The sequence below is a fragment of the Bradyrhizobium sp. 62 genome, from assembly GCF_023073035.1.
Taxonomy (GTDB): Bacteria; Pseudomonadota; Alphaproteobacteria; order Rhizobiales; family Xanthobacteraceae; genus Bradyrhizobium.
In genome coordinates this window covers 161,190-188,187 of sequence record NZ_JADPIT010000019.1, presented here as the reverse complement: position 1 = coordinate 188,187, position 26,998 = coordinate 161,190, and the positions used below count along the sequence as shown (strand labels likewise).

The 26,998-nt window shown below is 62.8% G+C and carries 28 protein-coding genes; 12 read left to right on the top strand and 16 right to left on the bottom strand.

The window, feature by feature from the left end; translation table 11 throughout:
• The first annotated feature begins 179 nt into the window (after nt 1-179).
• Nucleotides 180-587 carry a hypothetical protein gene (locus IVB47_RS22575; RefSeq protein WP_247464413.1) on the top strand — a complete coding sequence of 136 codons (408 nt, stop codon included), beginning with the start codon at nt 180-182 and terminating at the stop codon, nt 585-587.
• Between the two features lie 10 nt (nt 588-597).
• Here the strand turns inward: IVB47_RS22575 and IVB47_RS22570 are convergent, their stop codons facing one another.
• The 3 genes from IVB47_RS22570 to IVB47_RS35440 all read right to left on the bottom strand — a co-directional run bounded on the left by IVB47_RS22570 (nt 598) and on the right by IVB47_RS35440 (nt 2,909).
• Nucleotides 598-843: a PilZ domain-containing protein gene (locus IVB47_RS22570; protein WP_007599245.1), complete on the bottom strand. Its 246-nt coding sequence runs from the start codon at nt 841-843 to the stop codon at nt 598-600.
• Nucleotides 844-1,146: 303 nt separating this feature from the next.
• A complete protein-coding gene (locus tag IVB47_RS22565; protein WP_247464410.1) occupies nt 1,147-2,487 on the bottom strand; it encodes a DUF2235 domain-containing protein in 1,341 nt (446 codons plus the stop codon).
• A 290-nt stretch (nt 2,488-2,777) separates the two neighbouring features.
• A complete protein-coding gene (locus IVB47_RS35440; RefSeq protein ID WP_007599247.1) occupies nt 2,778-2,909 on the bottom strand; it encodes a hypothetical protein in 132 nt (43 codons plus the stop codon).
• A gap of 359 nt (nt 2,910-3,268) precedes the next feature.
• Here IVB47_RS35440 and IVB47_RS22560 point away from each other — a divergent pair, with 359 nt between their 5' ends.
• From IVB47_RS22560 to IVB47_RS22550, 3 genes are all read left to right on the top strand, one after another.
• Nucleotides 3,269-3,526, top strand: coding sequence for a hypothetical protein (locus tag IVB47_RS22560; protein WP_247464407.1), 258 nt, complete (start codon nt 3,269-3,271; stop codon nt 3,524-3,526).
• Nucleotide 3,527: 1 nt separating this feature from the next.
• A complete protein-coding gene (locus IVB47_RS22555; protein ID WP_027567973.1) occupies nt 3,528-3,824 on the top strand; it encodes a hypothetical protein in 297 nt (98 codons plus the stop codon).
• A gap of 187 nt (nt 3,825-4,011) precedes the next feature.
• The gene (locus IVB47_RS22550; protein WP_007599254.1) at nt 4,012-4,290 is read left to right on the top strand and encodes a DUF1488 family protein; all 279 of its coding nucleotides are present in this window, start codon (nt 4,012-4,014) and stop codon (nt 4,288-4,290) included.
• Nucleotides 4,291-4,300: 10 nt separating this feature from the next.
• Here IVB47_RS22550 and IVB47_RS22545 read toward each other — a convergent pair whose 3' ends face one another.
• A complete protein-coding gene (locus IVB47_RS22545; RefSeq protein WP_247464405.1) occupies nt 4,301-4,681 on the bottom strand; it encodes a hypothetical protein in 381 nt (126 codons plus the stop codon).
• Between the two features lie 150 nt (nt 4,682-4,831).
• On the opposite strand from IVB47_RS22545, the gene IVB47_RS22540 reads away from it, so the two are divergent.
• Nucleotides 4,832-5,050, top strand: coding sequence for a DUF1488 family protein (locus IVB47_RS22540; protein ID WP_247464402.1), 219 nt, complete (start codon nt 4,832-4,834; stop codon nt 5,048-5,050).
• A gap of 43 nt (nt 5,051-5,093) precedes the next feature.
• Here IVB47_RS22540 and IVB47_RS22535 read toward each other — a convergent pair whose 3' ends face one another.
• The 4 genes from IVB47_RS22535 to rpmB form a co-directional block, all read right to left on the bottom strand.
• Nucleotides 5,094-5,252 (bottom strand): hypothetical protein, encoded by a 159-nt coding sequence (locus tag IVB47_RS22535; RefSeq protein WP_247464395.1) that lies wholly within the window; start codon nt 5,250-5,252, stop codon nt 5,094-5,096.
• Nucleotides 5,253-5,273: 21 nt separating this feature from the next.
• Nucleotides 5,274-8,789, bottom strand: coding sequence for a hypothetical protein (locus tag IVB47_RS22530; protein WP_247464392.1), 3,516 nt, complete (start codon nt 8,787-8,789; stop codon nt 5,274-5,276).
• Between the two features lie 41 nt (nt 8,790-8,830).
• On the bottom strand, nt 8,831-9,292 hold the full coding sequence (locus IVB47_RS22525) for a hypothetical protein (RefSeq protein ID WP_247464389.1): 462 nt from the start codon (nt 9,290-9,292) through the stop codon (nt 8,831-8,833).
• Between the two features lie 179 nt (nt 9,293-9,471).
• Complete coding sequence (gene rpmB / locus IVB47_RS22520) at nt 9,472-9,783, bottom strand: 50S ribosomal protein L28 (protein WP_027567969.1); 312 nt, start codon at nt 9,781-9,783, stop codon at nt 9,472-9,474.
• 616 nt (nt 9,784-10,399) lie between these two features.
• Here rpmB and IVB47_RS22515 point away from each other — a divergent pair.
• The 5 genes from IVB47_RS22515 to IVB47_RS22495 all read left to right on the top strand — a co-directional run bounded on the left by IVB47_RS22515 (nt 10,400) and on the right by IVB47_RS22495 (nt 17,185).
• Nucleotides 10,400-11,209, top strand: coding sequence for a DUF3108 domain-containing protein (locus IVB47_RS22515; protein WP_247363049.1), 810 nt, complete (start codon nt 10,400-10,402; stop codon nt 11,207-11,209).
• 606 nt (nt 11,210-11,815) lie between these two features.
• Entirely contained in the window at nt 11,816-15,235 is a 3,420-nt protein-coding gene (locus tag IVB47_RS22510) for a helicase-related protein (protein ID WP_247464386.1), read from the top strand.
• Between the two features lie 22 nt (nt 15,236-15,257).
• A complete protein-coding gene (locus tag IVB47_RS22505) occupies nt 15,258-15,527 on the top strand; it encodes an RNA-binding S4 domain-containing protein (RefSeq protein WP_081747864.1) in 270 nt (89 codons plus the stop codon).
• A 132-nt stretch (nt 15,528-15,659) separates the two neighbouring features.
• Nucleotides 15,660-15,998, top strand: coding sequence for a ferredoxin FdxA (gene fdxA / locus IVB47_RS22500; RefSeq protein WP_027567965.1), 339 nt, complete (start codon nt 15,660-15,662; stop codon nt 15,996-15,998).
• Nucleotides 15,999-16,342: 344 nt separating this feature from the next.
• A complete protein-coding gene (locus IVB47_RS22495) occupies nt 16,343-17,185 on the top strand; it encodes a CarD family transcriptional regulator (protein ID WP_247464383.1) in 843 nt (280 codons plus the stop codon).
• A gap of 138 nt (nt 17,186-17,323) precedes the next feature.
• Here IVB47_RS22495 and IVB47_RS22490 read toward each other — a convergent pair whose 3' ends face one another.
• Nucleotides 17,324-17,695, bottom strand: a complete 372-nt coding sequence (locus tag IVB47_RS22490) for a helix-turn-helix domain-containing protein (RefSeq protein WP_027567963.1) — start codon at nt 17,693-17,695, stop codon at nt 17,324-17,326.
• Between the two features lie 109 nt (nt 17,696-17,804).
• On the opposite strand from IVB47_RS22490, the gene IVB47_RS22485 reads away from it, so the two are divergent.
• A complete protein-coding gene (locus IVB47_RS22485) occupies nt 17,805-18,515 on the top strand; it encodes a glutathione S-transferase family protein (protein ID WP_247464380.1) in 711 nt (236 codons plus the stop codon).
• 37 nt (nt 18,516-18,552) lie between these two features.
• Here IVB47_RS22485 and IVB47_RS22480 read toward each other — a convergent pair whose 3' ends face one another.
• From IVB47_RS22480 to cyoA, 7 genes are read right to left on the bottom strand one after another with little or no spacing between them, the layout of a single operon-like run.
• Complete coding sequence (locus IVB47_RS22480; RefSeq protein WP_247464377.1) at nt 18,553-19,086, bottom strand: response regulator transcription factor; 534 nt, start codon at nt 19,084-19,086, stop codon at nt 18,553-18,555.
• On the bottom strand, nt 19,076-20,455 hold the full coding sequence (locus IVB47_RS22475; protein ID WP_247464374.1) for an ATP-binding protein: 1,380 nt from the start codon (nt 20,453-20,455) through the stop codon (nt 19,076-19,078). The genes IVB47_RS22480 and IVB47_RS22475 overlap by 11 nt, the downstream gene beginning before the upstream one ends.
• Complete coding sequence (locus IVB47_RS22470) at nt 20,427-21,287, bottom strand: SURF1 family protein (protein ID WP_247464372.1); 861 nt, start codon at nt 21,285-21,287, stop codon at nt 20,427-20,429. Before IVB47_RS22470 ends, IVB47_RS22475 begins: the two co-directional genes overlap by 29 nt.
• A gap of 13 nt (nt 21,288-21,300) precedes the next feature.
• Entirely contained in the window at nt 21,301-21,684 is a 384-nt protein-coding gene (gene cyoD, locus IVB47_RS22465) for a cytochrome o ubiquinol oxidase subunit IV (protein WP_247464369.1), read from the bottom strand.
• Entirely contained in the window at nt 21,681-22,310 is a 630-nt protein-coding gene (gene cyoC / locus IVB47_RS22460) for a cytochrome o ubiquinol oxidase subunit III (protein WP_247432454.1), read from the bottom strand. Before cyoC ends, cyoD begins: the two co-directional genes overlap by 4 nt.
• Nucleotides 22,311-24,308, bottom strand: coding sequence for a cytochrome o ubiquinol oxidase subunit I (gene cyoB / locus IVB47_RS22455; RefSeq protein ID WP_247464366.1), 1,998 nt, complete (start codon nt 24,306-24,308; stop codon nt 22,311-22,313).
• Between the two features lie 11 nt (nt 24,309-24,319).
• The gene (cyoA, locus tag IVB47_RS22450; RefSeq protein WP_106941594.1) at nt 24,320-25,480 is read right to left on the bottom strand and encodes a ubiquinol oxidase subunit II; all 1,161 of its coding nucleotides are present in this window, start codon (nt 25,478-25,480) and stop codon (nt 24,320-24,322) included.
• Between the two features lie 182 nt (nt 25,481-25,662).
• Here cyoA and IVB47_RS22445 point away from each other — a divergent pair, with 182 nt between their 5' ends.
• Nucleotides 25,663-26,988 carry an MFS transporter gene (locus IVB47_RS22445; protein ID WP_247464363.1) on the top strand — a complete coding sequence of 442 codons (1,326 nt, stop codon included), beginning with the start codon at nt 25,663-25,665 and terminating at the stop codon, nt 26,986-26,988.
• Nucleotides 26,989-26,998 lie beyond the last annotated feature (10 nt).

Sequence of the window (26,998 nt, the reverse complement as noted above, 5' to 3'; positions counted from 1 at the left end):
TGCTTCGCTGCGCTCGCAATGACGGTCGGGGAGGCATGCGCCCACGCAAAGGTCGCCGCGCTGTGCGTCCTTTGGTCCTGAACCACCCCCGCCTCACGCATCCGTAAACCCTCTCAGCTTCCACCCCCGCCAAATCTGGCCTAACCTCGCGCGCGTCCAACTCCTCGCGGAGGCCCGCCATGCGGTTTCGTGTTCGAAAGGCTGCCCACGTCATCGAGCGCGTGGGGCTTGCGATGGCGGGCGCGGCGTGCGGGCTGTTCGTCGGCGCTTACGTGGGATCGGCAATTCCCGCGCTCACCACCGAGGGCTTCCTGCTGCTGATGATGGTGCTGGGCTTCGTCGGCTTCTATCTCGGCATCGACACGCCGCAGCTGCCGTTCGACGAGGCTCACGGCGATATCGACGCCGCGGAACTGTTGAGCGCCGCCGGCACGCTCTGCGCCACGCTCACCGCGCTCGCCTCCGTCGCCATCATCGTGCTCCGCCTCGAACCGCATATCGTGTGGAGCTGGTTCGCCCTGTTCGGCTGGATCGCCGGCGTCGCGATGCAGATCGTCGCGGGTGCAAAGGCGCGGATGCGGACGTAGGGAGACCGTCTTAAAACACCACGCCCACCTTCGTGCCGCGCTTCCACGCGACGCGGCAGCGCTTCTTGGTGTTGACGTGCAGCAGCTCGAACCGATCGGGAATCTTCACCTGGCCGCCGAGATCGACGCAGGCGCCGCCCGGCGAATAGTCGATCAGCGTGCAGGGGATCACCGGCGCGCGCGGGTCGGTGATGATCTTGGCCTGGCGGGACACGAGGCCCGCGGGTTTGACGCGGGCATGTCGTCGCGGATGCATTGGCACTCTCCTCCAATTTCCGCGGATGGCGCGGGTGGTCAGGGCACCATGATGAACGAGAGGTGATTCGATCCGGCTAAAGCGGGGGCGATAATTTTAATGAATATTGGTGGTAGCCTGGTGGGGTGGGGCGGGGCCTGCTTCGCAGGCACGACAGGGATGGTGTCGTGCGACGCTGCCTCAACGCTCGCATTGCGAGCGAAGCGAAGCAATCCAGGCCATTGCGAGCGCAGCGAAGCAATCCAGACTGCCTCTGCGGAAAGATTCTGGATTGCTCCGCTGCGTTCGCAATGACGAGTGGGCTCACCCCACCACGATCTCCCCCGCCTCGGCCGCCATGCCCACATGCGGCGGCACCGGCATCGGCACGGTCACATAGTCCTTCGGCAGATTCACCGGCCGATAGTCCGGCTCCACCGCCATCCGCTTCAACACGCTCTCATGCACATGCGCGCCTTCGGGGATGGGGCGCGGTTCGCAATCGGGGATGTAGAGCCCCATAAGCACCTTGCGCTCCGGCCATTCCTTGTAGGTCGCGCTCTTCGGCAGATACTCCAGCACGCGCCACACCGCCGTCATCGAATTGTGCAGCTCGCCCGTCTTGCCGGTGTAAGCCGGCGGCACGTATTGGAACGGCGAGTTCGTGCGCTGGATGCCCCAGGCGAGCTGGTTCACCGTGCGCGGGTTGAAGTTCAGCCCGGCCTTGGTCGCCTCCTCGATCATCCAGAGCAGCGGATATTTGGACTCGCCGCTCTCGGCCTCCGGATAGCCGCCGCCGACGTCGCAATGCACGCCGGCGAACCACACCTGCAGGATGTCCTGCGGCTCCTTCTTCTCGTCGGGCACATAGCGGTTGCGCCAATAATCCTGCGGCTCCTCATAGGCCTTGAGGCGGAACATGCGGCGCTGCTCGTCGATCGCGATCGCCTGGCGAAAGATGTTGACGCTCGGATTGCGCAGCGTGAAGGCGAGCTCCTCCAGGCTGAAGACGAGGAAGAAGACGTCGCGCCGCGGCACGATCACGCTCGCCACCGTGTCCCAGACGCCGATGAAGTGGATGGTCGGCCAGCGCGTCGAGGTGATCCGCGCGAACTGCGCTGCGAGGTCGAATTGGTCTTTCGGCAGCGGTCCCTGTTCGTCGACAGCGATGTCCTTGAGGTCCTCGATATCGTTGCCGCGCCCGGTGCCGGAATATTGCTTGTAGGCGACGAGGCCACTGCCTGCGAGGTTGGCCTGCTCCGGCGAGATCAGGCCGATCTTGTGGATCAGCCCCGCCAGCACCCGGACGGTATAGGCGCCGCGCGAAAAACCGAACAGGTAGATCCTGTCGCCCGGCGCGTAGTGCTGGACCAGGAAGCAATAGGCCGACAGCGTGTTGTCATCGAGCCCGTAGCCGGTGGCGAGCCCCAGCACCAGATTGATGTTGGCTTTCCAGCGGTGCCACGTCGACGGCTCCGTCACGGTGCCGACGCCGGGATCGTAGAACACCAACTGCCGCGGCTTCGTCTTGTCGGTCTTGCGCAGGCAGCGATAGAGCTTCAGGACGTTGGAGATGTTTTCGGAGATCTCGTTGCCGGTGCCGTCACAGCAGATGACGAGGTTCTTCGGCTCGGATGTGTGGTCGGCGTTGCGCTCGTGATCCATAGGATGCCCCTCCCGCTGATGCTACCCGGGCGAGTATAGCGGAAAAGGGTGCGGAGAGGGAGATGGTGGTTCTTCCCCTCTCCCCTTGCGGGAGAGGGTGGATCGCCGCCAAGCGGCGAGACGGGTGAGGGGTCTCTCTCCGCGGGCGAATCTCCCGCGCCGGAACTCCCGGAGACAGACCCCTCATCCGGCGCCATAGCCGATGCGAAGCATCGGCGTTTTCAAGAACGGCGGCCGAAGACCGCCTACGCAACCTTCTCCCGCAAGGGGAGAAGGGAAAACAGCGCCCGCTACTTCTTCTTCTGACCGATCTCCGGCTGCCACGCCGCATCCTTGCGGCTCGGCGCTGCGGCGCTGGTCTTGATCTTGTCCTTCTTCGGCTTCTTGGTCTCGCGGTTGCTGCGTTGCTGTCCCTTGGCCATGACGTCGTCTCCTCCTGGGTTTCGAGTTCGTCCGCGTGCGAGATCGGCGCTGCAATGGTCGCTGGCGGGGCTGTAAGATGCGTCCGCCGAGCCATTGAAGATCGCCGCCGCGCACACGAGGCGCGAAAGATGCAGCGCAACATCGACGCGCGGCAATTGCGTGAGCTGCGCTGACGTGGTCCAGCGTACGCCCGCGCCATGCCGATTGCGAGGACTAAAACGCCGCGCGCGAGCGCCGCGATTGCGCCTTAAGTCCCGGCCCGCGCTGACATAATGCTGGCTATTGCCGCGCAAGAAGCGCATGCTTCGCTACAGCTGGCGTCGGTTCGGGGCCCCTTCTTTGCGAAAGGCAGGCGCGCATGACCATCCGCTCGCGGCGAGAAACCATCACCTTCAAGCATCCATTCCACATCCGCGGCCTCGATCGCGAATTGCCGGCCGGCGCCTATGAGGTCATCACCGACGAGGAGATGATCGAGGGCCTGTCCTTCGCGTCCTATCGCCGCATCGCCACCATGATCACGGTGCCCTCCGAAGGCGTGCGCGGTGCGACGGAGATGCTGTCGATCGGCTCGGTCGACCTGGCGGATGCCCAACGTATCGACGCGAGTGCCTGAAATGACTGACATCCCGGTCGATCTCGACAGCCACCGCGGCATGGCCGCCCAGAAGGCAACCGATCTGCGCCGCGCGCTGGCCGATGTCGAGGCCCAGGTCAGGGAGCTGCGCGAGCGCGAGGCCGATCTCGAAAACCGCATGATGTCGGTGCCGGCCGCGTCCTGGCCGGAGGCCGCCGTGAAGGCGCGCCATCTGCTCAACCTCTATGCCGCGGGCCTGCCGGCCGAGGACACCCGCCACCGCGCGCTGGTGACCGCGCTGTTCGACGATTTCGCAAGGCTCAACGGCGACGGCTGAAGGCAAGCCAACTCAGGCGTCGTCCCGGCCGAGTGCGCTATTGCGCACGGAGCCGGGACCCATAACCACCGAAGTGCATTGTTGTGCACGCTTGTGCCCACAGCGTGCTTCGATCACGCCGACCGGCGTCCCCCGTGCGCAAGTGGCACAAGGCCGGCACGACGCGCGGACGCAAAAGGAGTACCCCATGACACTCACCACCAGCCGCTTCATCGCCCACGACCAGGACCGCGGCATCGTCCAGTTCTCGATGCAGGACGGCAGTAAGGAGATCGCCTGCGCGATCTCGACCTCCGCCATGGACGACCTCGAGCGCGGCCCGCGCGCCCGGCCGAGCGAGCGCGAAGAGCAGTTCACCCGCCTGCGCGAGCGCATCGAAGCCTGCACCGGACGCAAATATCAGGCGACGGAGTTCGAAGGCACCCCGCCGGGGATCGTGCTGCGGAGCATTGATTTTCGGGGGTAGGGGAGGCCGCCTACTTCGGCGGCTCCTGGGGCTTGTTCTGGAATTGGATGTTGCACTTCTTTGCGATCGAGGCCTGTTCGACGGCGATCAATTGTCCCTTCATTTGCGCAAGTTCGGCCGCAGCCTGTTTGTCGCCGCCAACCAGGAACGCCGCGGGCCAGAACACAACGACAGCAACGCCCGTTACGACCTGATCCTTGGTGCGCTGGCTGTCTTGAACGCCGGAGAGGGTCGCAGCTCTAGTGGATACCGACTGCGCCTCAAGCGCGAGCTGCTGGCAGTTGTACTGTTGATACTGCACCGGTGAGACGTAAGCCGCCGATATGTCAGATGAAGACGACGCGCAGCCAGCAAGTGCGGCCGCAAGGACCGCCACGCCCAAATTACGCATTAGAAGAATCCCCCCGGAAAGTTGCACAAAAGCGCAACCATTGCGGGAGATCAATAAGACCTTGGCTTAGCTAGTAACACTACGGGGTGGCTCGTTGCGCGGCGGCAACTGTGGATCGAGAATTTAAGTCTTGGATCGCCGCTACGTCGCATGAACGTCCAGCTCTCGATGCAGGACGGAACCAAGGAGACCGCCTGCGCAATCTCAACCTTCGCCATGGACGACATCAAGCGCGGCTCGCGCGCCCGGCCGAGCGAGCGCGAAGAGCAGTTCACGCGCCTGCGCGAACGCATCGAAGCCTGCACCGGACTGAAGTATCAGGCGACGGAGTTCGAGGGCACGCAGCCGGGGATCGTGCTGCGGCATTGATTCTCGGGGGTAAGGGGAGGGCGCAAAGCAGCGATCCCGCGCCTCACGCGGCCCGATCGAGTTCCTTCTCGTAGGCCTTCAGGCTTCCCTTCAAGGTCTCTTCCAGTTTGGCTGTGCGCGATCCTATCGCCGCATTCGCCGCCCGCACGGCGGCCGCTTCGATCGCCTCGTCGCGCTGAGCTTTTCGTGATGAAACAGCCATTTTGCAGAATGGATTGTGGGGTTACCTTTTGGATGTATCGAAATCCAAAACAAATACATCGATCCGAGTGCGCTCTGTAGGTGACAGGCCAGCAATGAGCATCTCTCGTAGATCGCTGCTCGTTTTGGGTGCGGCTAGACCCTCCGGATGTTTGGGCAGATTCTTTTTCGCAACACGCCCAAACCAAAGAACTAGGTAAATACCTCGGTCGTCCGCGCGCCAGTCGTGGGCGTATTTCTCTATTAGTTGAACACTTGCAGCGCCCCAAACATCGGGGTGCCATTGTCCCTTTATTTCCATCGGTACGCCGTAACCCAAGTACGTAGCTACGATGTCTGCACGAGTCGCATCGGGCATAGTGACTTCTGGAAGGAAATTGATTCCGGCCGGGACCTTATCGCGCAGTTGGTCTAACAAACGGTTGCGACAAGTATTCTCGTCCTTTGGTGTATCCTTGTTCCAATACGCCTCCCAAGCGCTTGTATCACCAGATCGAATGTAGGTTTGGACCGTCTCAAGTCTATCCAAGAGTACAGCCTTCAGATCGTCTATGTTCGCGGGAAGTTTGTCGGCTAATGTGTTCTTTATCTCCCCGAAGCTTGGTAGGTGAAAGTCGCTGTCGCGCCTCAGGCGCAGCTGCTGCGCCCGTGCGTGCTTAATGTCGTCGCGGTACGAAGGGGCGATATCAGATGAGGAAAGGCGCTCCAGAATATCTGCGGCGATCTGAGTGGGGTCAGAGCTTATCGCGCGAATGTTGAAACGAATGAAGCCAGTTGCGTCCCATGGGTTGTTATTCCCTGTTGTACTGGATGGACGGTCAACGACCGGCCAAGCCATGCCGAAGGATTGAACGATTGTTTCACGCTGGCCAATTGTCAGAATGCTCTTGGCATTTTCTTCGCTTCGGCGGTGCGCTTGCAGCTCCTGTAAAGTCCATATGTAGGTTTTGTCCGCTAGAAAGTATTCCGTCCAAACCTTTTTGCTGACTTCAAAATCCACTAAAAAGGATACGCATATCCAAAGTCTTTGGGTGCCTATTTCGTGACTATCTTGGTCGGAAACAAACTGGCGGGCGAGGGTGCGTAGATCGAATTGCTTGCCACGTGCCAAGGCCATTCGAATCAAGGAGGTCTGGACATAGGTATTCGCCGATCGATAATCATTGAGCCACCTTATGCTTAGGCTGCCTGCAAGCGAACTGAAGCGGCTTTCTTGAGCGATGCGGTGCAAGCCGGGCACATGCTCATGCCCTGCTCGTATGTGGGGTTCGACCACAGAGCGTAGAAATTTCTCTGTAGAGGATTCCGAAGTGAGAACTTTCGATTCGAGCAACTCTTGGACACTCTCGTCAACTCGCTTTGAGTCGAACGCCGCAGAATCCCAGAACGAGGCAAGAACAGCGCTTGCAATAGTGGGGGAAATTTTTTCCAAAGATCGCTCGGTGCGAACTACTTCGGACACGCCAGAAACGAGCACTAGCTCAATATTCTTATATTTCCCCTCGACGTGAGTTTCGGAGATTTGTTGAGCGCTGGGCATATCCTTTCTTGCGAGGGCGCTAACAAAGCCGGCGAGAGCAGCATTAGTCAGTTCATTTCCAAGCCATATACGGATTCGCTCTTGGGGAGTGTTGCCTCGATCGAGGTCCGAGTACATTCCAAGGTAAGCCCTGGCAATGCTTACGAGAGAAGCTAAATCGTTACCCGCTTCGATCTCCGCAATACGCGGAAGAAATTCGGCGCGATGATCAGCAAAACGTTTTTCACGCTCCTCCTCTTGGTGAGAGCGTCGTTTCTCTTCCTCTTGCTTCCAATTCCGCTTAGGGGGCGCGGTGATTTCATCCCAGCGCTCGGCTAGTCTGGAATGACGTTCAACGCCGAGATTCGCTGCCGCGCCGAGGTCCGGAGGAAATCCTTCTGTGCTCTGTTGACTCCGGACCAAGTCGGCCCACAGGACAATGTCACCGTCTGATAACAGACTTTTTTCTCCCAGCTGTGTGAGCATTTCGGCCGCGTCCGTAGCCGAGATCGCCAAGGCCCGGCTAGCCTGTGGTAGATCGTGCATAATTGCGATCCACGTCCCTTCCTTGCTCATGCCGGAGCCAATTACTTGCGTTTGTATTTGACGGCGAAGAGCAGGGTTTCTTATCAGCCATTCGTCGACGGCTGGTTTCCGGCCGGAGTAATACCCGCTCTCCGCCTCCGCCAAGGTAAGCCACGACCACGCGCGTTCTGGCGAAGGAAGCTCGTCGCTCCGAATTGCTTTCTCGATGAGCTGGTTAATCGAGCTAGTTAGCTCGAAGTTCGTGCGCCAGTTCTTGGATTTAAAGCGATCCGACATTTCGTCGAGGATTGATCCCGCCAGATTTGCAGAAACTGACCTGACGATCCCATAGGTCATCCCTGACACGTAGAGGTCTTCGGCCGCGTCTTCGTCTTCTTCATCGCGCCGCTCATATTCGATAATTGCCTCGGCAATCTGCTTTGCAGAGAGTCCAGTGCCGCAAGTCGAGGCAATGATTTCAAGCGCCAATCGGGCGTCGCCTGTAGCGCCGCGAACACGAAGCTTTTCAACTACAGTAGGCCAATCAGTATCGGAACTGCTCTCGATAAGCGCCTCTACTGCGCTGCTTCTCTCGGCGTAAATGGCAAGAGGACTTTCGAGGATTGATTGTAGCTGGGGGGCGATTGTTTTCGCGAGTTCAGAACGCTGGAGGGCCTCCAAAATGAGCATTGACAGATGAAGGTGCCGTGCCGGATCCGTAACAATCTTTACGACTTCGTTCTTAAGTTCGGCCCGAGCCAGGCCCGAAATCGCACGACGACCCCAATCTTCATCCCGAAAGTAGGGATCCTCTTCGGCCAGTGAGGCCAGTGATTGTAGTAAGATACGCGCTTGATGTACGGAGAATCGATCAGTCTCGCCATATCTGAGCACGCCGTAAGGGTCAGTTTTGATACAACGTGGGGCAAGGTGAGGACAGAAATGTGCGAGCCAAGCGTGCAGACCTCTGAAAGCTGTTGGAATACCGCCGTTAGAAGTAAGAGTTTGGAATGCTCGCCGCTCGGATAGTCCATTCGATAGGCGCCGCGATAGCCACCGGGCGCCTAGGAATTCCGCGATAATCCGATGAAACGGTATGTACAGATTTTCATCCGGGCTCTGAAACAGTCGCGTTTTGATAACCTCACGGACCAGCGGCGCACCCGGAATATCATCAAGCTCTGCCGCTTGAACGTATCCCTCCGGCAAACCATCCCAAGGTCGGTCAGAGACCCCGAGGGTGCCTGATAGGAGAAGGTGGGTGAAAATCGCTCCCGCTGATTCCAATAAAACTTCTGGACTTGATTGAGCAGTTTTCGATCTTTGATGAAGTGGATTGCGCTCAGATGTGAGGAGCTTCGACGCGCTCTCAAAGAGTTCTGCGCGGCCTTTTGGTAGGCCCTGTCCCGCTGTAACAATTTCCGCGACGAGTGTAAGCGTCAGCGGATTGACGTAGAATTCTCCGAGGTCTTGTTTCTCGAGATGATCGAGCACCGCGTACGGCGTAATTGATTTGCTGTACGAACTGAGGAAGGCTACGGCGTCTTCAAAAGCAAAGGGCTGGAGATGAAGAGTGACCGGCTCGGCACCGTAGTCTTGGCTAATTTTGTAACGATCTGTCGATCCTTGCCAATCTGCAGCGCGCACGAAAGAATAAAGTTTGGGCTGTGGAGTTCTGACAGCTTTCGTAAGACTTCGTCTATCGCAGAGATGCCTGATGATGATGTGATTTCATCGAGGCCGTCTATGATGAGTTTTCCATCGGGGGCAGTCTGAAGAGCCGCGTAGTTCTGCATTCTATAAAATGTGCCGGCCGAGACGCGCTTAAAGCCGTATCTAACCTCAAGTGTTTTTGTAAGTTGCGTTTTCCCCAACCCCGGATCGCCTAGGATGACGATCGGGGCTTTGATCAAAGGAATATCAGCCTCGGTGAGGACTGCTTCATTGTCCTGTCCGCGATCTCGGATCAACGTTCGAGGTATGTAGAAGTCTGCCATTGCTCCCCCGACTCGCTGCACACTCGTAAAGGTAGTGGCCTTCTTGGTCGAAGCAATTGGCCGCAGATGCACTCCCAACAAGCAAAAACGGCCGGATCTTCCGATCCGGCCGTCACGCAAAACTTGATCCGGCTAAGCCTACGCCTCGCGACGCAAGCCCCCGCCCAATTCGGAAATTCTCAGCTGGCCTTCTTCGCCGGCGCGGGCGTCGGGCCGACCTTCTTCTGGATGGCGCGCTTCAGCTCCAGGGCGCGCGGCGACAGCAGGTCGGCCTTGACCTTGAGCAAATAGGGATCGAGGCCGCCATTGTGGTCGACGCTCTTGATCGCGTTGGTGGAGACGCGCAGGCGCACGTTGCGGCCCAGCGCTTCGCTGATGAAGGTCACGTTGACCAGGTTCGGCAGGAAGCGGCGCTTGGTCTTGATGTTGGAGTGGCTGACCGTGTGGCCGACCTGGGGGCCCTTGGCCGTCAATTCGCAGCGGCGAGACATGGTAAAATCCTCAATCTTTCCCAACGATGTGCGGCCGCCATTCGGGGCGCCACGGGCAAATTCTCTGTCCTTGCAGGGAGCGGGCGGACGTATAGGGGGGAAGCGGCGGGACGTCAAGGTTTTGGGGCGGCTGGGACGCCAGTTTCGCGCCCAGCACTCGGTGTCATCGCCCGCCTTGCGCACTCGCGCGCCGGGGCGGGCGATCCAGTACTCCGCGCCGGTGCGGCTGACCAGAGGGGCCGCGGCGTACTGGATGCCCCGGTCAAGCCGGGGCATGACAGCGGTGGAGGTGGCGGGGTGAGGTGCGCGTTTCTGACCCGCCCCGATCACCAAAACGGCAATGATTATCGCGCCTTACCATCACATAAATGGCGTATTCGCGCCCGAAAAGTCCAGTGGAGTTCCGGACGCGGACTTGCCCGGACGCATTGCTTGGCGCGGTTTTTGGCTTAAGTAACAACCGTTCGCGCCCCGATTGGATTGTTTCGTGCTCACAACGCCTCATCTTGCGCCAAGTCTGCGTCCAAATGAGCTGCGCCCAAAAGAGCTACGCTCAGCGGAGCGGCGCGCAAGGAATCCGCGCGCAAGCCATCCGCGCTCTGCCGGCCGCTGGGTCATGGCGGCCCTTGGCGCGCTGGTTTTGGCGTGGGCGGCGGAGCCCGCGGCGGCGCAAGGCAAGCTCGAGGCGCAATACGAGGCGACGCTGGCGGGCATTCCGGTCGGCAAGGGCGCCTGGAACATCGACATCCAGGACGATGTGTTCGCGGCCGCGGCCTCCGGCGGCACCTCGGGGCTGCTGAAATCGTTCGCGGGCGGGTCGGGCACCGGCGCCTCGCAGGGCCGCGTGGTCAACGGCGCGCTGGTCGCGACCGGCTACCAGGCTTCCACCACCACCTCGAAGAAGACCGAAGAGATCCGCATCACGCTCGACAAGGGCAATGTGAAGGATTTTGCCATCGTGCCGGAGCCGCCGGTCGATCCCGACCGCATCGTCGTCACCGACGCGCATCGCCGCGGCGTCTGGGACCCGATGACGGCCTCGCTGGTGCGCGTATCCGGCACCGGCGACGTGCTGTCGGCGGACGCCTGCCACGGCAGCGCCGCCGTGTTCGACGGCCGCATGCGCTACGAGCTCAAGCTCGATTTCAAGCGCATGGAGAACGTCAAGGCGGAGAAGGGCTATCACGGCCAGGTCGTGGTCTGCTCGCTGTATTTCGTGCCCATCGCCGGCTACATCCCCGATCGTCCCGTGATCAAATATCTCGCCGCCCAGCGCAACATCGAGGTCGCGTTCGCGCCGATCGCGGGAACGCGCATCCTGGTCCCGTTCTGGCTGAAAGTGCCGACCCCGCTCGGGCCGGCCATGCTGGAAGCCACCTCCTTCATCACCAGCGCCCAACCGCCCAAGGTCGCGAAGACGCAGTAGGCCGGGCGTCCCGCCCTGAACCTCGCTTTCTGGCGAAAATAAACACGAATGATTTCAATGACATGCCTACTGTGCATGGGGTTGTTTTCGCACTTTTGTTTGGAAGGGGTCGAGGATCGGGAATCCATTTGACTCCTCCCCGATTCTGATTCGACTCCGCGCCGTCCCCAGCTTTAACGAATCCGCCATCGAAACGTCGCTTGTGCGGCGGGGCAAAACTCCATCTAGTGCGAACCCAATAGGCCTCCCGCGACATGTTGCGTGAACGGAACAGGACTCACGGGGGAGTCTGCGATTCGGCCGCGATTCGTTCTCAACTCGTTCCGAAACTTAAAGCCAACGGGAAAAGCGTCGCAAAGTGAGACAGTTGCGCGAGGTTCGGGGAGAATGCTCCCACACTCTCGGTGTCATCGCCCAGCTTGACCGGGCGATCCAGTACACCGAGGCGTGTGTGATTGAGCCGAGAAGCCGCGGCGTACTGGATGCCCCGGTCAAGCCGGGGCATGACAGCGGAGAAGCCGAAGCCGGGTGACTTCCAGGCCCTTCGCGCCACCGCCCCAAAACAGCACTGACATTCGCCCCAATCGCCATTACCTAATCCCCCGGATGCCTTTTTCCTCCTCCCCCTTCGCTTCCGAGCGACTCCCCGGCGCCGGCGTCACTGCGGTGCTTGGTCCCACCAACACCGGCAAGACCCATCTCGCCATCGAGCGGATGCTCGCGCATCCCTCCGGCATGATCGGGCTGCCGCTGCGCCTGCTCGCGCGCGAGGTCTACAACAAGATCGCAGCAAGGGTCGGTCCCGATGCCGTCGCGCTCGTGACCGGCGAGGAGAAGATCAAGCCGAAAGCGCCGCGCTACTGGGTCTCGACCGTCGAGGCGATGCCGCGGGATCTCGACGTCTCGTTTCTTGCTGTGGACGAGGTGCAGATCGCATCTGATCTGGAGCGCGGCCACGTCTTCACCGACCGCATCCTCAACCGCCGTGGCCGCGACGAGACGCTGCTGCTCGGCGCTGCGACCATGCGTCCGATCATCGAGCGGCTGCTGCCGGGCGTCTCCATGATCACGCGGCCGCGCCTGTCGCAGCTGGAATTCGCCGGCGACCGCAAGATCACGCGGCAGCCGCGCCGCACCGCCATCGTCGCCTTCTCGGCCGACGAGGTCTACGCCATCGCCGAGCTGATCCGTCGCCAGCATGGCGGCGCCGCCGTGGTGCTGGGCTCGCTCTCGCCGCGTACCCGCAACGCGCAGGTCGCGATGTTCCAGGACGGCGAGGTCGATTACCTCGTCGCCACCGACGCCGTCGGCATGGGCCTCAATCTCGACGTCGACCATGTCGCCTTTGCCTCCGACCGCAAGTTCGACGGCTACCAGTTCCGCCGCCTGACGCCGTCCGAATTCGGCCAGATCGCCGGCCGCGCCGGCCGCGCCACCCGCAACGGCACCTTCGGCACCACCGGTCGCTGCGCACCGTTCGAGCCCGAGCTCGTCAATGCACTGCAGAACCACACCTTCGACCCCGTGAAGGTTTTGCAATGGCGCAATTCGAAGCTGGATTTCGCTTCCCTCGGCGCGCTCCAGGTCTCCCTGAACATGGCCCCCGGCCATGAGGCGCTGACGCGCGCGCCCATCGCCGAGGACATGCGCGTGCTCGATCACGCCGCCCGCGACGCCGAGGTGCGCGATGTCGCGCATGGCAAGGACGCGGTGGAACGGCTGTGGGAGGCCTGCCAGGTCCCGGATTATCGAAAGCTGTCGCCGGCCGCCCATGCCGAGCTGGTCACCACGCTCTACGGCTTCCTGATGCGGAAGGGATGCATCCCCGACGCCTGGTTCAGGACCCAGATCGACCAGGCCGACCGCGTCGACGGCGATATCGACACGCTGTCGGCCCGGATCGCGCAGATTCGCACCTGGACCTTCGTCGCCAACCGTCCCGACTGGCTGAAAGACCCCGAACGCTGGCAGGGGATCGCCCGCGAGGTCGAAAATAAATTATCGGATGCGCTCCATGAACGCTTGACTGAGCGTTTCGTTGATCGCCGGACCAGTGTATTGATGCGCCGCCTGCGGGAGAACACGAGCTTGAATACGGAAATCGGCAAGACCGGCGAAGTCATCGTCGAAGGCCATGTCATCGGCCGCCTCGATGGCTTCACCTTTGCACCGGATGCGGCGGAAGCCGGCTCCGATGCGAAAGCGTTGCAGGCTGCAGCGCAGGCCGTGCTCGCCGGCGAGATCAACGCGCGCGCCGAAAAACTGGGCAATGCGCCGGACGAGCACTTCGTGCTGACCTCGGAAGGCATCATCCGCTGGACCGGCGACGCCGTGGCGCGGCTGTCTGCCGCAGAGGACGCGCTGCATCCGCGCATCCGCATCATCTCCGACGAACGCCTCACGGGCGGCCCCCGCGACAAGGTGCAGGCCCGGCTCGAGCTCTGGCTCAAGACGCATATCGAAAAGCTGCTCGGGCCGCTGTTCGAGCTCAGCAAGGCCGAGGACGTCACCGGCATCGCCCGCGGTATCGCCTATCAGCTCGTCGAGGCGCTCGGCGTGCTGGAGCGCCCGAAGATCGCCAACGAGCTGAAGGACCTCGACCAGCCCTCGCGCGCGACCTTGCGCAAATACGGCGTCCGCTTCGGCGCCTATCACCTCTATTTCCCCGGTCTGCTCAAGCCGGCCGGGCGTGCGCTGGCCGCGCTGCTCTGGGCGCTGAAGCAGGACAATGTCGATCCCTCCGCGCTGTCGGGCGCGCAGCATCTGGCAAGCTCCGGCCGCACCTCGTTTCCGGTCGACAAGCAGCTGCCGCGCGACGCCTATCGCGTGCTCGGCTACAAGCAGGCCGGCGAGCGCGCCGTGCGCGTCGATATCCTCGAGCGCCTGGCCGACCTGATCCGTCCGGCGCTGGCCTGGCGCGAGAACGCGTCCGGCGAAAAGCCCGCCGGTGCATTCGACGGCCGCAGCTTCGTGGTGACGCAGGCGATGACCTCGCTCACCGGTTCGGCCGGCGAGGATTTTGCGTCGGTGCTGCGTGCGCTCGGCTATCGCATGGACAAGCGCCCGCCGCTGCCGGCGAAGCCCGCTGCGGCTGTTGCCGAGATCCCTGTTGCTGAAGCCTCCGGCGAAGAGACACCCGCAACCGAAACGCCGGTCGAGGACGCCGCCGCGCCCGCGGACACCGCGATCGAAGCCGCCGCCGAGCCTGTGACTGTCGAAGACGCGCCCGGCATGGAGCAGCACGACGAGCCCGCACACGACGAGCCGGCGCTTGAGGCTTCCGTCACGCCGGAAGACGCTCCCGGCATCGCGCCACCTGCGGAAGAGGCTGCGGCACCCGTTGAAGCTGCTGAAACTGTGCCCGCTGAAACCGCGTCTGCCGAAACCGCGCCTGCAGAGACTGTTGCAACCGAAGCCGCTGCGTCGGCCGATGCGGCAGCACCCGTGGAGGCCGCGGCGACGTCCGCCGAGCCCGAGCTCATCGAGGTCTGGCGTCCCGCCGGCCGTCACGACGATCGCAAGCCGCGCCACGAGCGCCATCGCAACCCGCGTCACCAGCCGCGTCCGCAGGCAGCTGCTGAAGCCGGCGCCGCGCCTGCCGAAGGCGAAGCCCAGCCTGCCGCCGACGGCGAGAAGCGCGGTGAGCGTCATCGCCATGGTGGCGGTCATCGTCGCGATTCCGGTCGCGATGGCGGCAGGGACTTCCGCAAGCCGCGCGAAGGTGGCGCCGAAGCCGCGCCGCGTCCTGAGGACAAGAACCGCCGGTTCGAGGGCAAGAATGGCGGCAACAAGGACCGCGACAACAAGGATCGCAACAAAGGCAAGTTCGGTGGCGGTGATCGCGACAAGGGCCGTGACAACCGTGGCCGCGACCGCGACAAGGGCCGCGACCGCCAGGGCGGGCCGTCGCTGCGTCCCTACGCATCGAGCGCCACCCCGCGCGAGCGCGATCGCCCGGTCGATCCGAACTCGCCCTTCGCAAAACTCGCTGCGCTGAAGGAGCAGCTGTCAGGGCGTAAGGAGTGAGCCCACGACCGAGCGGCAGCGCATCGACAAATGGCTATGGCACGCGCGGGTGGTGAAGGCGCGCACCTCCGCTGCCGAGCTTGTCGAGTCCGGCCATGTTCGCGTCAACGGCGCACGCGAGAAATCGCCAGGGCATGCGATCAAGATCGGCGACGTGCTCACCGTCGCGCTCGATCGCACCGTGCGCGTCTTGAAAGTCATCGCCTTCAACGAGCGCCGCGGCGATGCCGCCTCGGCCCGTGTGCTCTACGAAGAGCTCAGCGAAGGCCATCCGAATTCTCAGCGCAATTAATTGCGCTTTGAATTCATTTCTTGGTCGATCAAGCGCATAAAGCCGTCATGATCGGCCGTTCCTGAGCTTGCGGCGCCGGGCCATCCGCGCTACGCAAGCCGCGACTTTTAAAAGAGCTTTTCGGAGCGTTGGATGACTTACGTCGTCACTGAAGCGTGCATCAAGTGCAAGTACACCGACTGCGTCGAGGTCTGCCCGGTCGATTGTTTCTACGAGGGCGAGAACATGCTCGTCATCCATCCTGACGAGTGCATCGACTGCGGCGTGTGCGAGCCGGAATGCCCCGCCGATGCCATCAAGCCGGACACGGAACCGGGCCTGGAAAAGTGGCTCACGGTCAACGCCGACTACGCCAAGAGCTGGCCGAACATCACCCAGAAGAAAGAATCACCTGCCGACGCCAAGGATTTCGACGGCATGGAGGGCAAGTTCGACAAGTATTTCTCCTCGAACCCCGGCTCCGGCGACTAATTCGGGTCAAACTTAACCCTATTAGCGGCGTTATCGCTGAAAACCAGCCCTTAAGACCCCTAAATCATTGATTTTTGCGGGAAATGTGCTATATTGGGCACATTGAGCCGAACCCTGGTTAGCCCCGTCGGCCCCGTTGGGTTCCCGTGAAACCAAATGTCGAACAGGGGCGTGGCAGTTTCCGCGCGCAGGCTGTGTCACAGAAAACGCGTAAAAAGAGTACTTCAGCGAAGGCTTCCCATAAGGACGCCAAGAAAGTCGCCGCGGCCAGCCGTAGCGCATCCAAGGGTCGGACCGCGACGAAGGCGCCGGCTGCAAAGTCCTCGAAGAACAAAAGAAGCGCAATGCCTAACAAGACTGCCAAGCCGGCCGCGAAAGCGACCGTTGCCAAGCCTGTTGCCGCCAAGCCTGCCGCCAAGCCCGCTGTTGCAAAGACGCCCGCTGCCAAGGCTCCCGCTGCCAAGCCCGCCGCGCCGAAGGCTCCTGTTGCTGCTGCTCCCGCCAAGGCCCCTGTCGCTGCCGCCAAGCCGGCCGTGAAGCCAGCGGCTGTCGCGCCGAAGGTCGAAGAAAAGAAGGTCGTGACCCAGCGTCAGGGCTTCAAGGCCAACGAATTCGTCGTCTATCCCGCTCACGGTGTCGGCCAGATTCTGGCCATCGAGGAGCAGGAGATCGCCGGCGCGAAGCTCGAGCTGTTCGTCATCAACTTCATCAAGGACAAGATGACGTTGCGCGTGCCGACCGCCAAGGTCGCCAATGTGGGCATGCGCAAGCTGTCGGACCCCGCGCTGGTGAAGCGTGCGCTCGAGACCCTCAAGGGCCGTGCCCGCGTCAAGCGCACCATGTGGTCGCGCCGCGCCCAGGAATACGAAGCGAAGATCAATTCGGGCGACATCGTCGCGATCGCGGAAGTCGTGCGCGACCTCTATCGCTCCGAGTCGCAGCCCGAGCAGTCCTACAGCGAACGCCAGCTCTATGAAGCCGCGCTCGACCGTCTCTCCCGCGAGATCGCGGTGGTGCAGCACTCGACTGAGACCGAAGCGGTCAAGGAGATCGAGGCCCAGCTCGCCAAGAGCCCGCGCCGCACCGGCGCCAAGTCCGAAGCCGCCGAAGGCGAGGCCGATGCGGACGCCGAGGGCGATAGCGACGAGACCGATGGCGGCGCTACGGTCGCCGACGAGGCCGCGTAAACCTCTCGCGCGTTCATCGCAACAGATCAAAAGCCCGGCCGGTTGGCCGGGTTTTTTGTTTTGGAGACGCTGACCGCCCTGGTTCGGGGACGGTCAGCGGGCCGAATTGCTTCTGAGCCTATGCGGTCCTGAACGGCATCAAACCCGCGACGCGCTTCCCGAAGCGCCGCGCCCGGTCTCGTGGCCGTCTCCGCCCGCGTCAGTCGCAACTGTCGACCACCAGGCGCCTAACGCATCAATCAACGGCACCAATGTGTGGCCGGCGGCGGTCAGATCGTACTCGACCCTCAACGGGTATCCGCCGAATTCCGTGCGGGTCACGATACCGGCGTCCTCCAGTTTGCGAAGCTCGAGGGCGAGCATCCTGTGCGAGATGGTCGGATTGTCCCGACGCAAGTCGCTGAACCGTTTGGTGCCCTGTTTCAAATAGTAGATCAGAAGCGTAGGCCACCGGCCGCTCAGGATCTGCATCACTTCCTCGATGGGACATCTCGAAACGAGGTCTTTCATCGGCGGACTCCAGGTTACAAAAATGTTCGCAATTTACTTGATGGAGCGAACGACTAGGGTTCGGGACCGCTGCGCAGCGTGATCATCAGAAATCACGGAGAATAGATCGATGGATCCAATCCTACTTTACGGCTTCCCGATGGGAAGCTCCATGGGACTCGTTGCAGCTCTTGAATGGCTTGGCAGGCCATATCGCCTGTGTCGCGTCGACATGCTGGGCGAGATGCTGAGCCCGTCATACGCCAGGATCAATTCGCGACACGAGACGCCTGCACTTATAACGGACCAGGGCGATGCGCTGACGGAAACCATGGCGATCGCCGCTTGGCTCGAAGCCAGGGATACCGAACGGCGCATCAGCTTTGATCCGTTGTCGCCGAAAGCCGATCGCATGCATCAGCTGATGGCGTTCGTGAATACCGGCTTTACCGGCGCCTTCGCGCCGCTTTGGGTCGCAATGGAAGGCGTGGCGATGGACGACGCCATGCGCTCGGCCTTGCGGGAGTTCGGAGGGAGAAAGGTGATCGAACGCCACGACAAGCTCGAAGGCATGATCGAGCCGGCGAGGTTCCTGCTGGCCGATCGGCCGACCCTTGCGGACGCCCTGCTGGCAGGTGTGGCGCGCTGGCTCGACTTCCACGCCGTCGCAGAGAGGAGCCGCTGGCCAAAGCTGGCGGCGCTGCGCCAACAACTCGAGGCCGATCCCGGGGTCATCTACGCCACCGCCGTGGAGCGCGGCAGCAGTGATCCGGGAGCAGGATCCTGTGCCGGCCATATCGCGCTGGCCGACGTCATCGCGCGATATGGCAAGCAAGCCTAACCAGTGGAGAGGAGGAGCGGCTTCGATCCGCTCCTCCCTACTTCACCGGCCGCTTCTCGAGCTTCCGCGCCAGGGTCCGCCGGTGCATCCCGAGTCGTCTTGCCGCTTCCGAGATGTTGAAGTCGGTCTCGATCAGGGTCTGGTGGATGCGTTCCCATTCCAGCGTTTTGATCGATGTCGGCCGGGCATCGAGCGCGACCTCGGCATTGCCTGCGGCCTTGTTGAAGGCGGCTTCGATGTCGTCGGTGTTCGACGGCTTGGCCAGATAGTGGCATGCGCCCAGCTTGATGGCCTCGACGGCGGTGGAGATGCTGGCAAAGCCCGTCAGCACCACGATCAAAATCTCCGGATCGTGCGTGTGCAAGAGCTCGACGCAGGCCAGGCCCGAAGCTCCCCCGAGCTTGAGGTCGACGACGGCATAGCCGAACGATCGCTCCTCCAGGACTTTCCGCACCTCCTCGATCGAGGCGGCGAGCACGACCTCGTAGCCGCGGCGCTCGAACGAACGCTTCAGGGTGCGCGCGAAGCCGGCATCGTCCTCGACGACGATGAGCGAACGGTCAGGCGTCAAAGCTGCCTCCGATCGCGAGCGTTGCGAGCGGCAGCGTGAGGCGCACCGTGGCGCCGCGCTTCCTGTGGTTCTCGGCGGTCACGCTGCCCCCTAACTTGCGCACCACGTTCACCACCAGGAACAGGCCGAGCCCGCCGCCGGCGCGGCCCTTGCTCGACTGATAAGGTTTTCCGATTTGTGCCAGCATCTCCGGCGCAAAACCGGGGCCGCGATCGCTGATCGACAGCACGAGATTGTCGCCCTCGCGCCCGGCAACGAGCTCGACCCAGTCGCGCGAGACCTCGTAGGCGTTGTCGAGCACGTTGAAGATCACCTGCTTCAGCGCGACGTCCGAGACGATCGCGACGTCTTCGCCGAAGGTGTTGACGAAATACAGCGTGCGCGCCGAGCGCGCGTCGCGCCACTCCTCCACCAGCGCGGTGACGAAAGCCGCAACCGTCGTCGGCGACGATCCTTCGCCGCGGGCCTCGCCCGCCGAGACCAGGATGCCCGTCACGATCGACTTGCAGCGTTGCAGCGAGGTCTCCATCTCCGCGAGGTCCTCGGCCAGCTCCTGATCGGCGGCGAGGTCGGGCATGCGGCGCCAGTCGCCGAGGATGACCGAGAGCGAGGCGAGCGGCGTGCCGAGCTCGTGCGCCGCGCCGGAGGCGAGCAGGCCCATGCGCACGATATGATCCTGCTCGGCGGCATGCTGGCGTAGCGCCGCCAGATGCGCGTCGCGCTCGCGCAAATTCCTGTTGATGCGGGTGACGAACACCACCAGCAGCACGGCGTTGAGCACGAAGCCCAGCAGCATGCCGGCAACCGTGAGCGTGTAGGTCTCGCTCAGCGGGTTCGGCGGCAGATCGAGCGGCCGGTAGGCGACGGTCAGCCAGACGAAGCTCGCGCAGGTCAGCGCGACCAGCGACCAGGTCGAGCGGCCATCGAGCAGCACCGCGCCCAGCGTCACCTGAAGCAGGAACAGCGAGGTGAAGGGATTGGTGGCGCCGCCGCTGAGGTAAAGCTGCGCGGTCAGCGCGGCGACGTCCAGCATGAGGGCGACCAGCAGCTCGTTGTTGGTGATCGCGGCGCGATGGCGCACCCAGACCAGGCTGGAGATGTTGAGAAATATCAGGGCGCCGATCACCGCGCCCATCCGGGTGAGGGGCAGGGGAATGCCGAGCCAGACATGCACGCCGCCGATGGTCACGATCTGGCCGACCACTGCGGTCCAGCGTAGCTGGATCAGCAGCGCCATGTTCTTGCGGTTGGTCTCGTCGTCGGTCGGCGCAGCGCCGATCAGCACGCTGCGCGCATCCGCCTGCGATTGCAGCGTGACGGCGCCCTGCGTTCTTCCGCCGTCAGGTGGGCTCGACGATCGTTCCAGCATCTGATCCCGTCCTGCGGGCGCCGGCATCGGAGCCGTCGGCCGCTTCGTGGACGAAGCCGCTCCAGGGCTTCTTGCGGCGGAACAGCCCGCCGCCGAATGTGACGATAAGTCTGCCGGCCAGCATGAAAGCCAGGGCAAACCACGTCAGCGCGTAGATCAGGTGGTTATTGGGAAAGCTGATCACGGTCAATCCGCCGATTGGGCTGCTGCCGGATTGTGATCGAGCGTCGGCATCGATGAAAAAGGGCGCGACGTGGTCGAGGCCGCGTGCCGCCGCAATCGCGGCGACATCCCGCGAGTACCAACGATTGTGCTCCGGCACGTTGGTCCTGAGGAATCCGCCTTTTGGCTCCGTCACGCGCAACAGGCCGGTGATCTCGACCTGGCCGTCCGGATTGCCGTCCCGGCGCGTCGAGGCGTCGCGCCGGTCGGTCGGCACGAAGCCGCGGTTGACCAGGACCAGCGTGCCGTCGCTACGCTGAAGCGGCGTCAGCACCCAATAGCCCGGGCCTTCTTCGGTGACGGCTTGAACCAGCGTCTCGCGGTCATGCAGGAAACGGCCGCTGACGCTGACGTGCCTGTATCCGTCGTTTGCGGCGGAGACGGTGGGCCATGTCGCCGGCGAGGGGATCGGCTGGGCCGGAGCATGAACGCGCTGCTCGACGCGCTCGATCAGCGCCAGCTTCCAGGCGCGGCGCTCGATCTGCCAGACGCCGAGCGCGATCAGAAGCGCAAAAGCCGTGAGCGAGAGGACCGCGAGCCACAAGGGCGGGCGCGCAGCGTCGCGGTGCGCCCCGTTTGCCTTGCTCGTCACGGTCCGGGTCTTGCTCACTTCAGAGCCTCGCTCATTTCATCCCGGTCATCTGGTGGATCGGCATCATGTTGCTGTTGAGGTGGTTCATCACCCACAGCGAACCCGACAGGGCGATCACCACCATGACGATGGTGAAGATCAGCGCCATCATGCTCCAGCCGTTCTCGGACGTCGTGTTCATGTGCAGGAAGTAGATCATGTGCACGACGATCTGCACGACCGCGAAGGCCATGATCACGAGCGCGGTGATCTGCTTGCTCGGAAGCGCGCCGCTCATCACCAGCCAGAACGGGATCGCGGTGAGCACGACCGAGAGCACGAAGCCGAGCATATAAGTTGAGAACGAGCCGTGCGGGTTGGCGTGGCTGTCGCCGTGGTGATCGCCCGCATGGGCGGCGTGAGTATCGGTGTTCATCGCAGAACTCCCAGCAGATAGACGAAGGTGAAGACACCGATCCAGACCACGTCCAGGAAGTGCCAGAACATCGACAGGCACATCAGGCGGCGGCGGTTGGCCTCGATCAGGCCGAACTTCCAGACCTGCACCATCAGGGTCACCAACCAGATCAGGCCGCAGGAGACATGCAGGCCGTGGGTGCCGACCAGGGTGAAGAAGGCGGACAGGAAGGCGCTGCGCTGCGGCGTCGCGCCCTCATGGATCATGTGGGCGAACTCGGACAGCTCGATGCCGATGAAGGCGGCGCCGAACAGGCCGGTGATCGCCAGCCAGATCTGGGTCTGCGCGATCTTGTTCTGCTGCATCGTCAGCATGGCGAAGCCATAGGTGATCGAGGACAGCAGCAGCATCGAGGTGTTCACCGCGACCAGCGGCAGCTCGAACAGATCCTTCGGCGCGGGACCGGCGGCGTAATTGCCGCCGAGCACGCCGAAGGTGGCGAACAGGATCGCGAAGATGAGACAGTCGCTCATCAGATAGATCCAGAAACCGAGCGAGGTGCTGTAGCCTTCCGGATGCGGGTGTTCGTCGGCGAGGTAGAACGCCGGCTCGCCGGTTTGCGTGGGATTGACAGCGACAGTCATTTACTTGGCTCCGGCGAGCAGTTTGGTGCGCGCGTCTTCGGCCCGGATGACGTCCTCGGCCGGAATGTCGAAATCGCGGTGATAGTTGAAGGTGTGACCGATGCCGACGGCGAGCATCGCGATGAAGCTCGCGGCCGCCAGCCACCAGATGTACCAGATCAGGCCGAATCCCATCGCGGTAGCGAAGCCGGCGAGGATGATGCCGGTGCCGGTGCTGCTGGGCATGTGGATCGGCTTGAACCCGGTGAGCGGGCGCTGATAGCCGCGCTTCTTCATGTCCCACCACGCGTCATTGTCGTGAACGACGGGAGTGAAAGCGAAGTTGTAGGCCGGCGGCGGCGAGGAGGTCGCCCATTCCAGCGTGCGCGCATCCCAGGGATCGCCGGTGACGTCCTTGAGCTGCTCGCGCCGGAGGAAGCTGACCGCGAATTGCATCAGCATCGAGAGGATGCCGAGGAAGACCAGGAAGGCGCCGATGCCGGCGACGATGAACCAGATCTGCAGGCTTTGGTCGTCGAACACACGGAGCCGGCGGGTCACGCCCATCAGGCCGAGCACATAGAGCGGCATGAAGGCGAGGTAGAAGCCCGTGACCCAGAACCAGAACGACAGCTTGCCCCAGAACGGATCGAGCTTGAAGCCGAACGCCTTCGGGAACCAGTAGCCGATACCGGCGAACGCGCCGAACACGACGCCGCCGATGATCACGTTGTGGAAGTGGGCGATTAGGAACAGGCTGTTGTGCAGGACGAAGTCGGCCGGTGGCACCGCGAGCAGCACGCCGGTCATGCCGCCGAGCACGAAGGTCAGCATGAACGCGATCGTCCACATCATCGGCAACTCAAAGCGGATGCGGCCGCGATACATCGTGAACAGCCAGTTGAACATCTTCGCGCCCGTCGGGATCGAGATGATCATCGTGGTGATGCCGAAGAAGGAGTTGACGCTGGCGCCCGACCCCATCGTGAAGAAGTGGTGCAGCCAGACCAGGTACGACAGGATGGTGATGACCACCGTGGCGTAGACCATCGAGGTGTAGCCGAACAGCCGCTTGCCCGAGAAGGTCGAGGTCACTTCCGAGAAGATGCCGAAGGCGGGGAGAACCAGGATGTAGACCTCGGGATGGCCCCAGATCCAGATCAGGTTCACGTACATCATCGGGCTGCCGCCGAAATCGTTGGTGAAGAAGTTGGTGCCGACGTAGCGGTCGAGCGAAAGCAGCGCGAGCACGACGGTCAGAACCGGGAAGGAAGCGACGATCAGCACGTTGGTGCAAAGCGCGGTCCAGGTGAACACCGGCATCCGCATCATGGTCATGCCGGGGCACCGCAGCTTGACGATGGTGCAGATCAGGTTGATGCCGGACAATGTCGTTCCGACGCCCGCGACCTGCAGCCCCCATATGTAATAGTCGACGCCGACATCCGGACTGTAGCCGATGTTCGACAGCGGGGGATAAGCGAGCCAGCCGGTGCGGGCGAATTCGCCGATGAACAGCGAGGCCATCACCAGCACCGCGCCGCCGACCGTCATCCAGAAGCTGAAATTGTTCAGGAACGGGAACGACACGTCGCGCGCGCCGATCTGGAGCGGCACGACGAAGTTCATCAGGCCGGTGACCAGCGGCATCGCCACGAAGAAGATCATGATCACGCCGTGGGCGGTGAAGACCTGGTCGTAGTGATGGGAGTTGAGATAACCCTCGGAGCCACCGAAGGCGAGCGCCTGCTGCAACCGCATCATCAGCGCGTCGGCGAAGCCGCGCAGCAGCATCACGATGCCGAGGATCATGTACATGATGCCGATGCGCTTGTGGTCGACGCTGGTGAACCATTCGCTCCAGAGATAACCCCAGACGCGGAAATAGGTCAGGCCGGCAAGCATGACGAGGCCGCCGGTCGCCACCGCGGCAAAGGTGCCGACGACGATCGGCTCGTGCAGCGGCAGAGATTCGAAGGTGAGCCGGCCGAAGATGAGCTTGAGAAGATCAGGAGACATGCGGGATCTCTTTACGAATCTGACTTCGGACGTTGTCCGAGGAAGAAGGACGAGGACTTCAGCGGCGTGAAAGTCGGCCGCTTCAGGCCGGCGCCGAGCAGCGGCGCGGTGTCGACAGGTGCCGTGATGGAGGCGGTGGTCCTGCCCTGCGGCGCATCGGGCGTGCAGGTGCCGGCGACGAAGGTCGGCTCCGGGCCAAGCGCCGTGCCGCGGCGGGCGTACTTGTCGTAGGCCAGCGGCAGGGTGTTGTTCAGGCCCTCATGGCCGAGGCCGCCCTTGGCGTCGATCGCCATCATCTCGCTCTGGCACATCTTGCCGGTCTCGACGCACATGTTGAGGATCAGGCGGTAGAGATCGGAATCGACGGTGCCGTAGCGCCGCACCGGCTCGTTCTGGCTGGGCTTTTCGAGCTGGAGATACTCGGCGCGGCCGAGCGAGCCGCCGCCGGACTTGGCGCTGGCGATCCAGGCGTCAAAGCCCTTGTCATCGAGACCCTGGAAGTTGAAGTGCATGCCGGAAAAGCCGGCGCCGCTGTAGTTCGCGGAAAAGCCTCGGTAGGTGCCGGCGTGGTTCACGACGGCGTGGAGCTTGGTCTCCATGCCCGGCATCGCGTAGATCTGGCCGGCCAACGCGGGGATGTAGAACGAGTTCATCACCGAGGACGCGGTGATGCGGAAGTTGATGGGGCGATCGACCGGAGCTGCCAGATCGTTGACGGTGGCGATGCCGTAGTCCGGATAGATAAAGAGCCACTTCCAGTCGAGTGCGACGACGTCGACCTCGAGCGGGGCCTTGGATTGGTCCACGGCGCGGTCGGCATGGATGCGGCCGAGCGTGCGATAGGGGTCGAGCAGATGCGTGCCCATCCAGGTCAGCGCGCCCAGGCAAACGATGATCAAGAGCGGCGCCGACCAGATCACCAGCTCGAGGCTGGTCGAGTGGTCCCATTCCGGCTCGTAACGGGCGTCGGTGTTGGACTGGCGGTAGCGCCAGGCGAACAGCACAGTCAGCGCCATCACAGGGACGACGATCAGGAGCATCAGGACGGTGGAGATGATGACGAGGTCGCGCTGCTGCGCTGCGATATCGCCGGCCGGCGCCAGCACGACGTAGTTGCAGCCGCTGAGCGCAACCGCCAAGGGTAGCAGCGCCAGGATCTTGAAACGGGACACGGGCCGAGCCTTATGAGAATGAGTTTCTTTTGCGGGGCCAAGGGGTAGCTGCGGCGCAGCAATCCGGACATTGGACAATTTGTCCAATGTTGCAGTGCGGGATGTTGCGCCAGACAGGGTTAGATTGCCTGGCGCCTCGCCGGGCGGTCGGCTTTGGTTTTCAGGACGTTAAGGGCGCGCGAATGGCGATGGCACAGACCCCTGCAATGGCAGACCACTCGGGCGAGCACGGCCACGACCAGGCCAGTCCCGGCGAGATCGCTATCGGCGTCATCATCGGCCGCACCTCGGAATTCTTCGACTTTTTCGTCTTTGCGATCGCCTCGGTGATCGTCTTCCCGCGCCTGGTGTTTCCGTTCACGAGCGAACTGACCGGCACCCTCTATTCCTTCATGATTTTCGCGCTGGCCTTCATGGCCCGGCCGATCGGCACCGTCATTTTCATGACGGTCGACCGCGGGTACGGCAAGACGGCCAAGCTGATCTCGGCGCTGTTCCTGCTCGGCACCGCCACCGTCGCGATCGCGTTCCTGCCCGGCTATCACGAGATCGGCGCTGCCGCGATCTGGCTGCTGGCGCTGGCGCGCATCGCACAGGGTCTGGCCTGGGGCGGCGCCTGGGACGGCATGGCCTCGCTGCTGGCTCTGAACGCGCCGCCTTCGCAGCGCGGCTGGTACGCGATGGTGCCGCAGCTTGGCGCGCCGCTCGGTCTGATCGTGGCGAGCGGCCTGTTCGCCTATTTCGCCGGGAATCTCTCGGCCGACGATTTCTTCGATTGGGGCTGGCGCTATCCGTTCTTCGTCGCCTTTGCCATCAACGTCGTGGCGCTGTTCGCGCGCCTGCGCATGGTGACGACGGAAGAATATGCCTCGCTGTTCGAGACCCGCGAATTGCAGCCCTCGCGCATCTCCGAGACGGTGGCGCGCGAAGGCCAGAACATCATGCTCGGTGCGTTCGCGCCGTTGGCAAGCTTCGCGCTGTTCCACATGGTTACGGTGTTTCCGCTGTCCTGGGTGTTCCTGTTCACGCGCGAAAGCCCGGTGCGCTTCCTGATCATCGAGATCGTCGCCGCCGTGTTCGGCGTCGGCGCGATCGTGCTCTCCGGCGTCATCGCCGACCGCGTCGGCCGCAAGTCGCTGCTGATGGGATCGGCGATCGCGATCGCGATCTACAGCGGCTTTGCCCCGCAGCTGCTCGATGCTGGCGCGTTCGGCGAGACCATCTACATGGTGATCGGCTTCATCCTGCTCGGTCTGTCGTTCGGCCAGTCGTCGGGTGCGATCGCATCGAACTTCAAGCAAGCGTATCGCTACACGGCCTCGGCGCTGACCTCCGACATGGCCTGGCTGTTCGGCGCCGGCTTTGCACCGCTGGTCGCTCTGCTGCTTGCCACCAATCTCGGCGTCATCGCCTCGGGTGCGTACCTGCTGTCAGGGGCGTTCTGGACCTTGCTTGCGCTCTGGCTCAGCGGCCAGCGCGAGGCCGGCGATATGGATGCGGGGCGCTGATCGGGCGGAG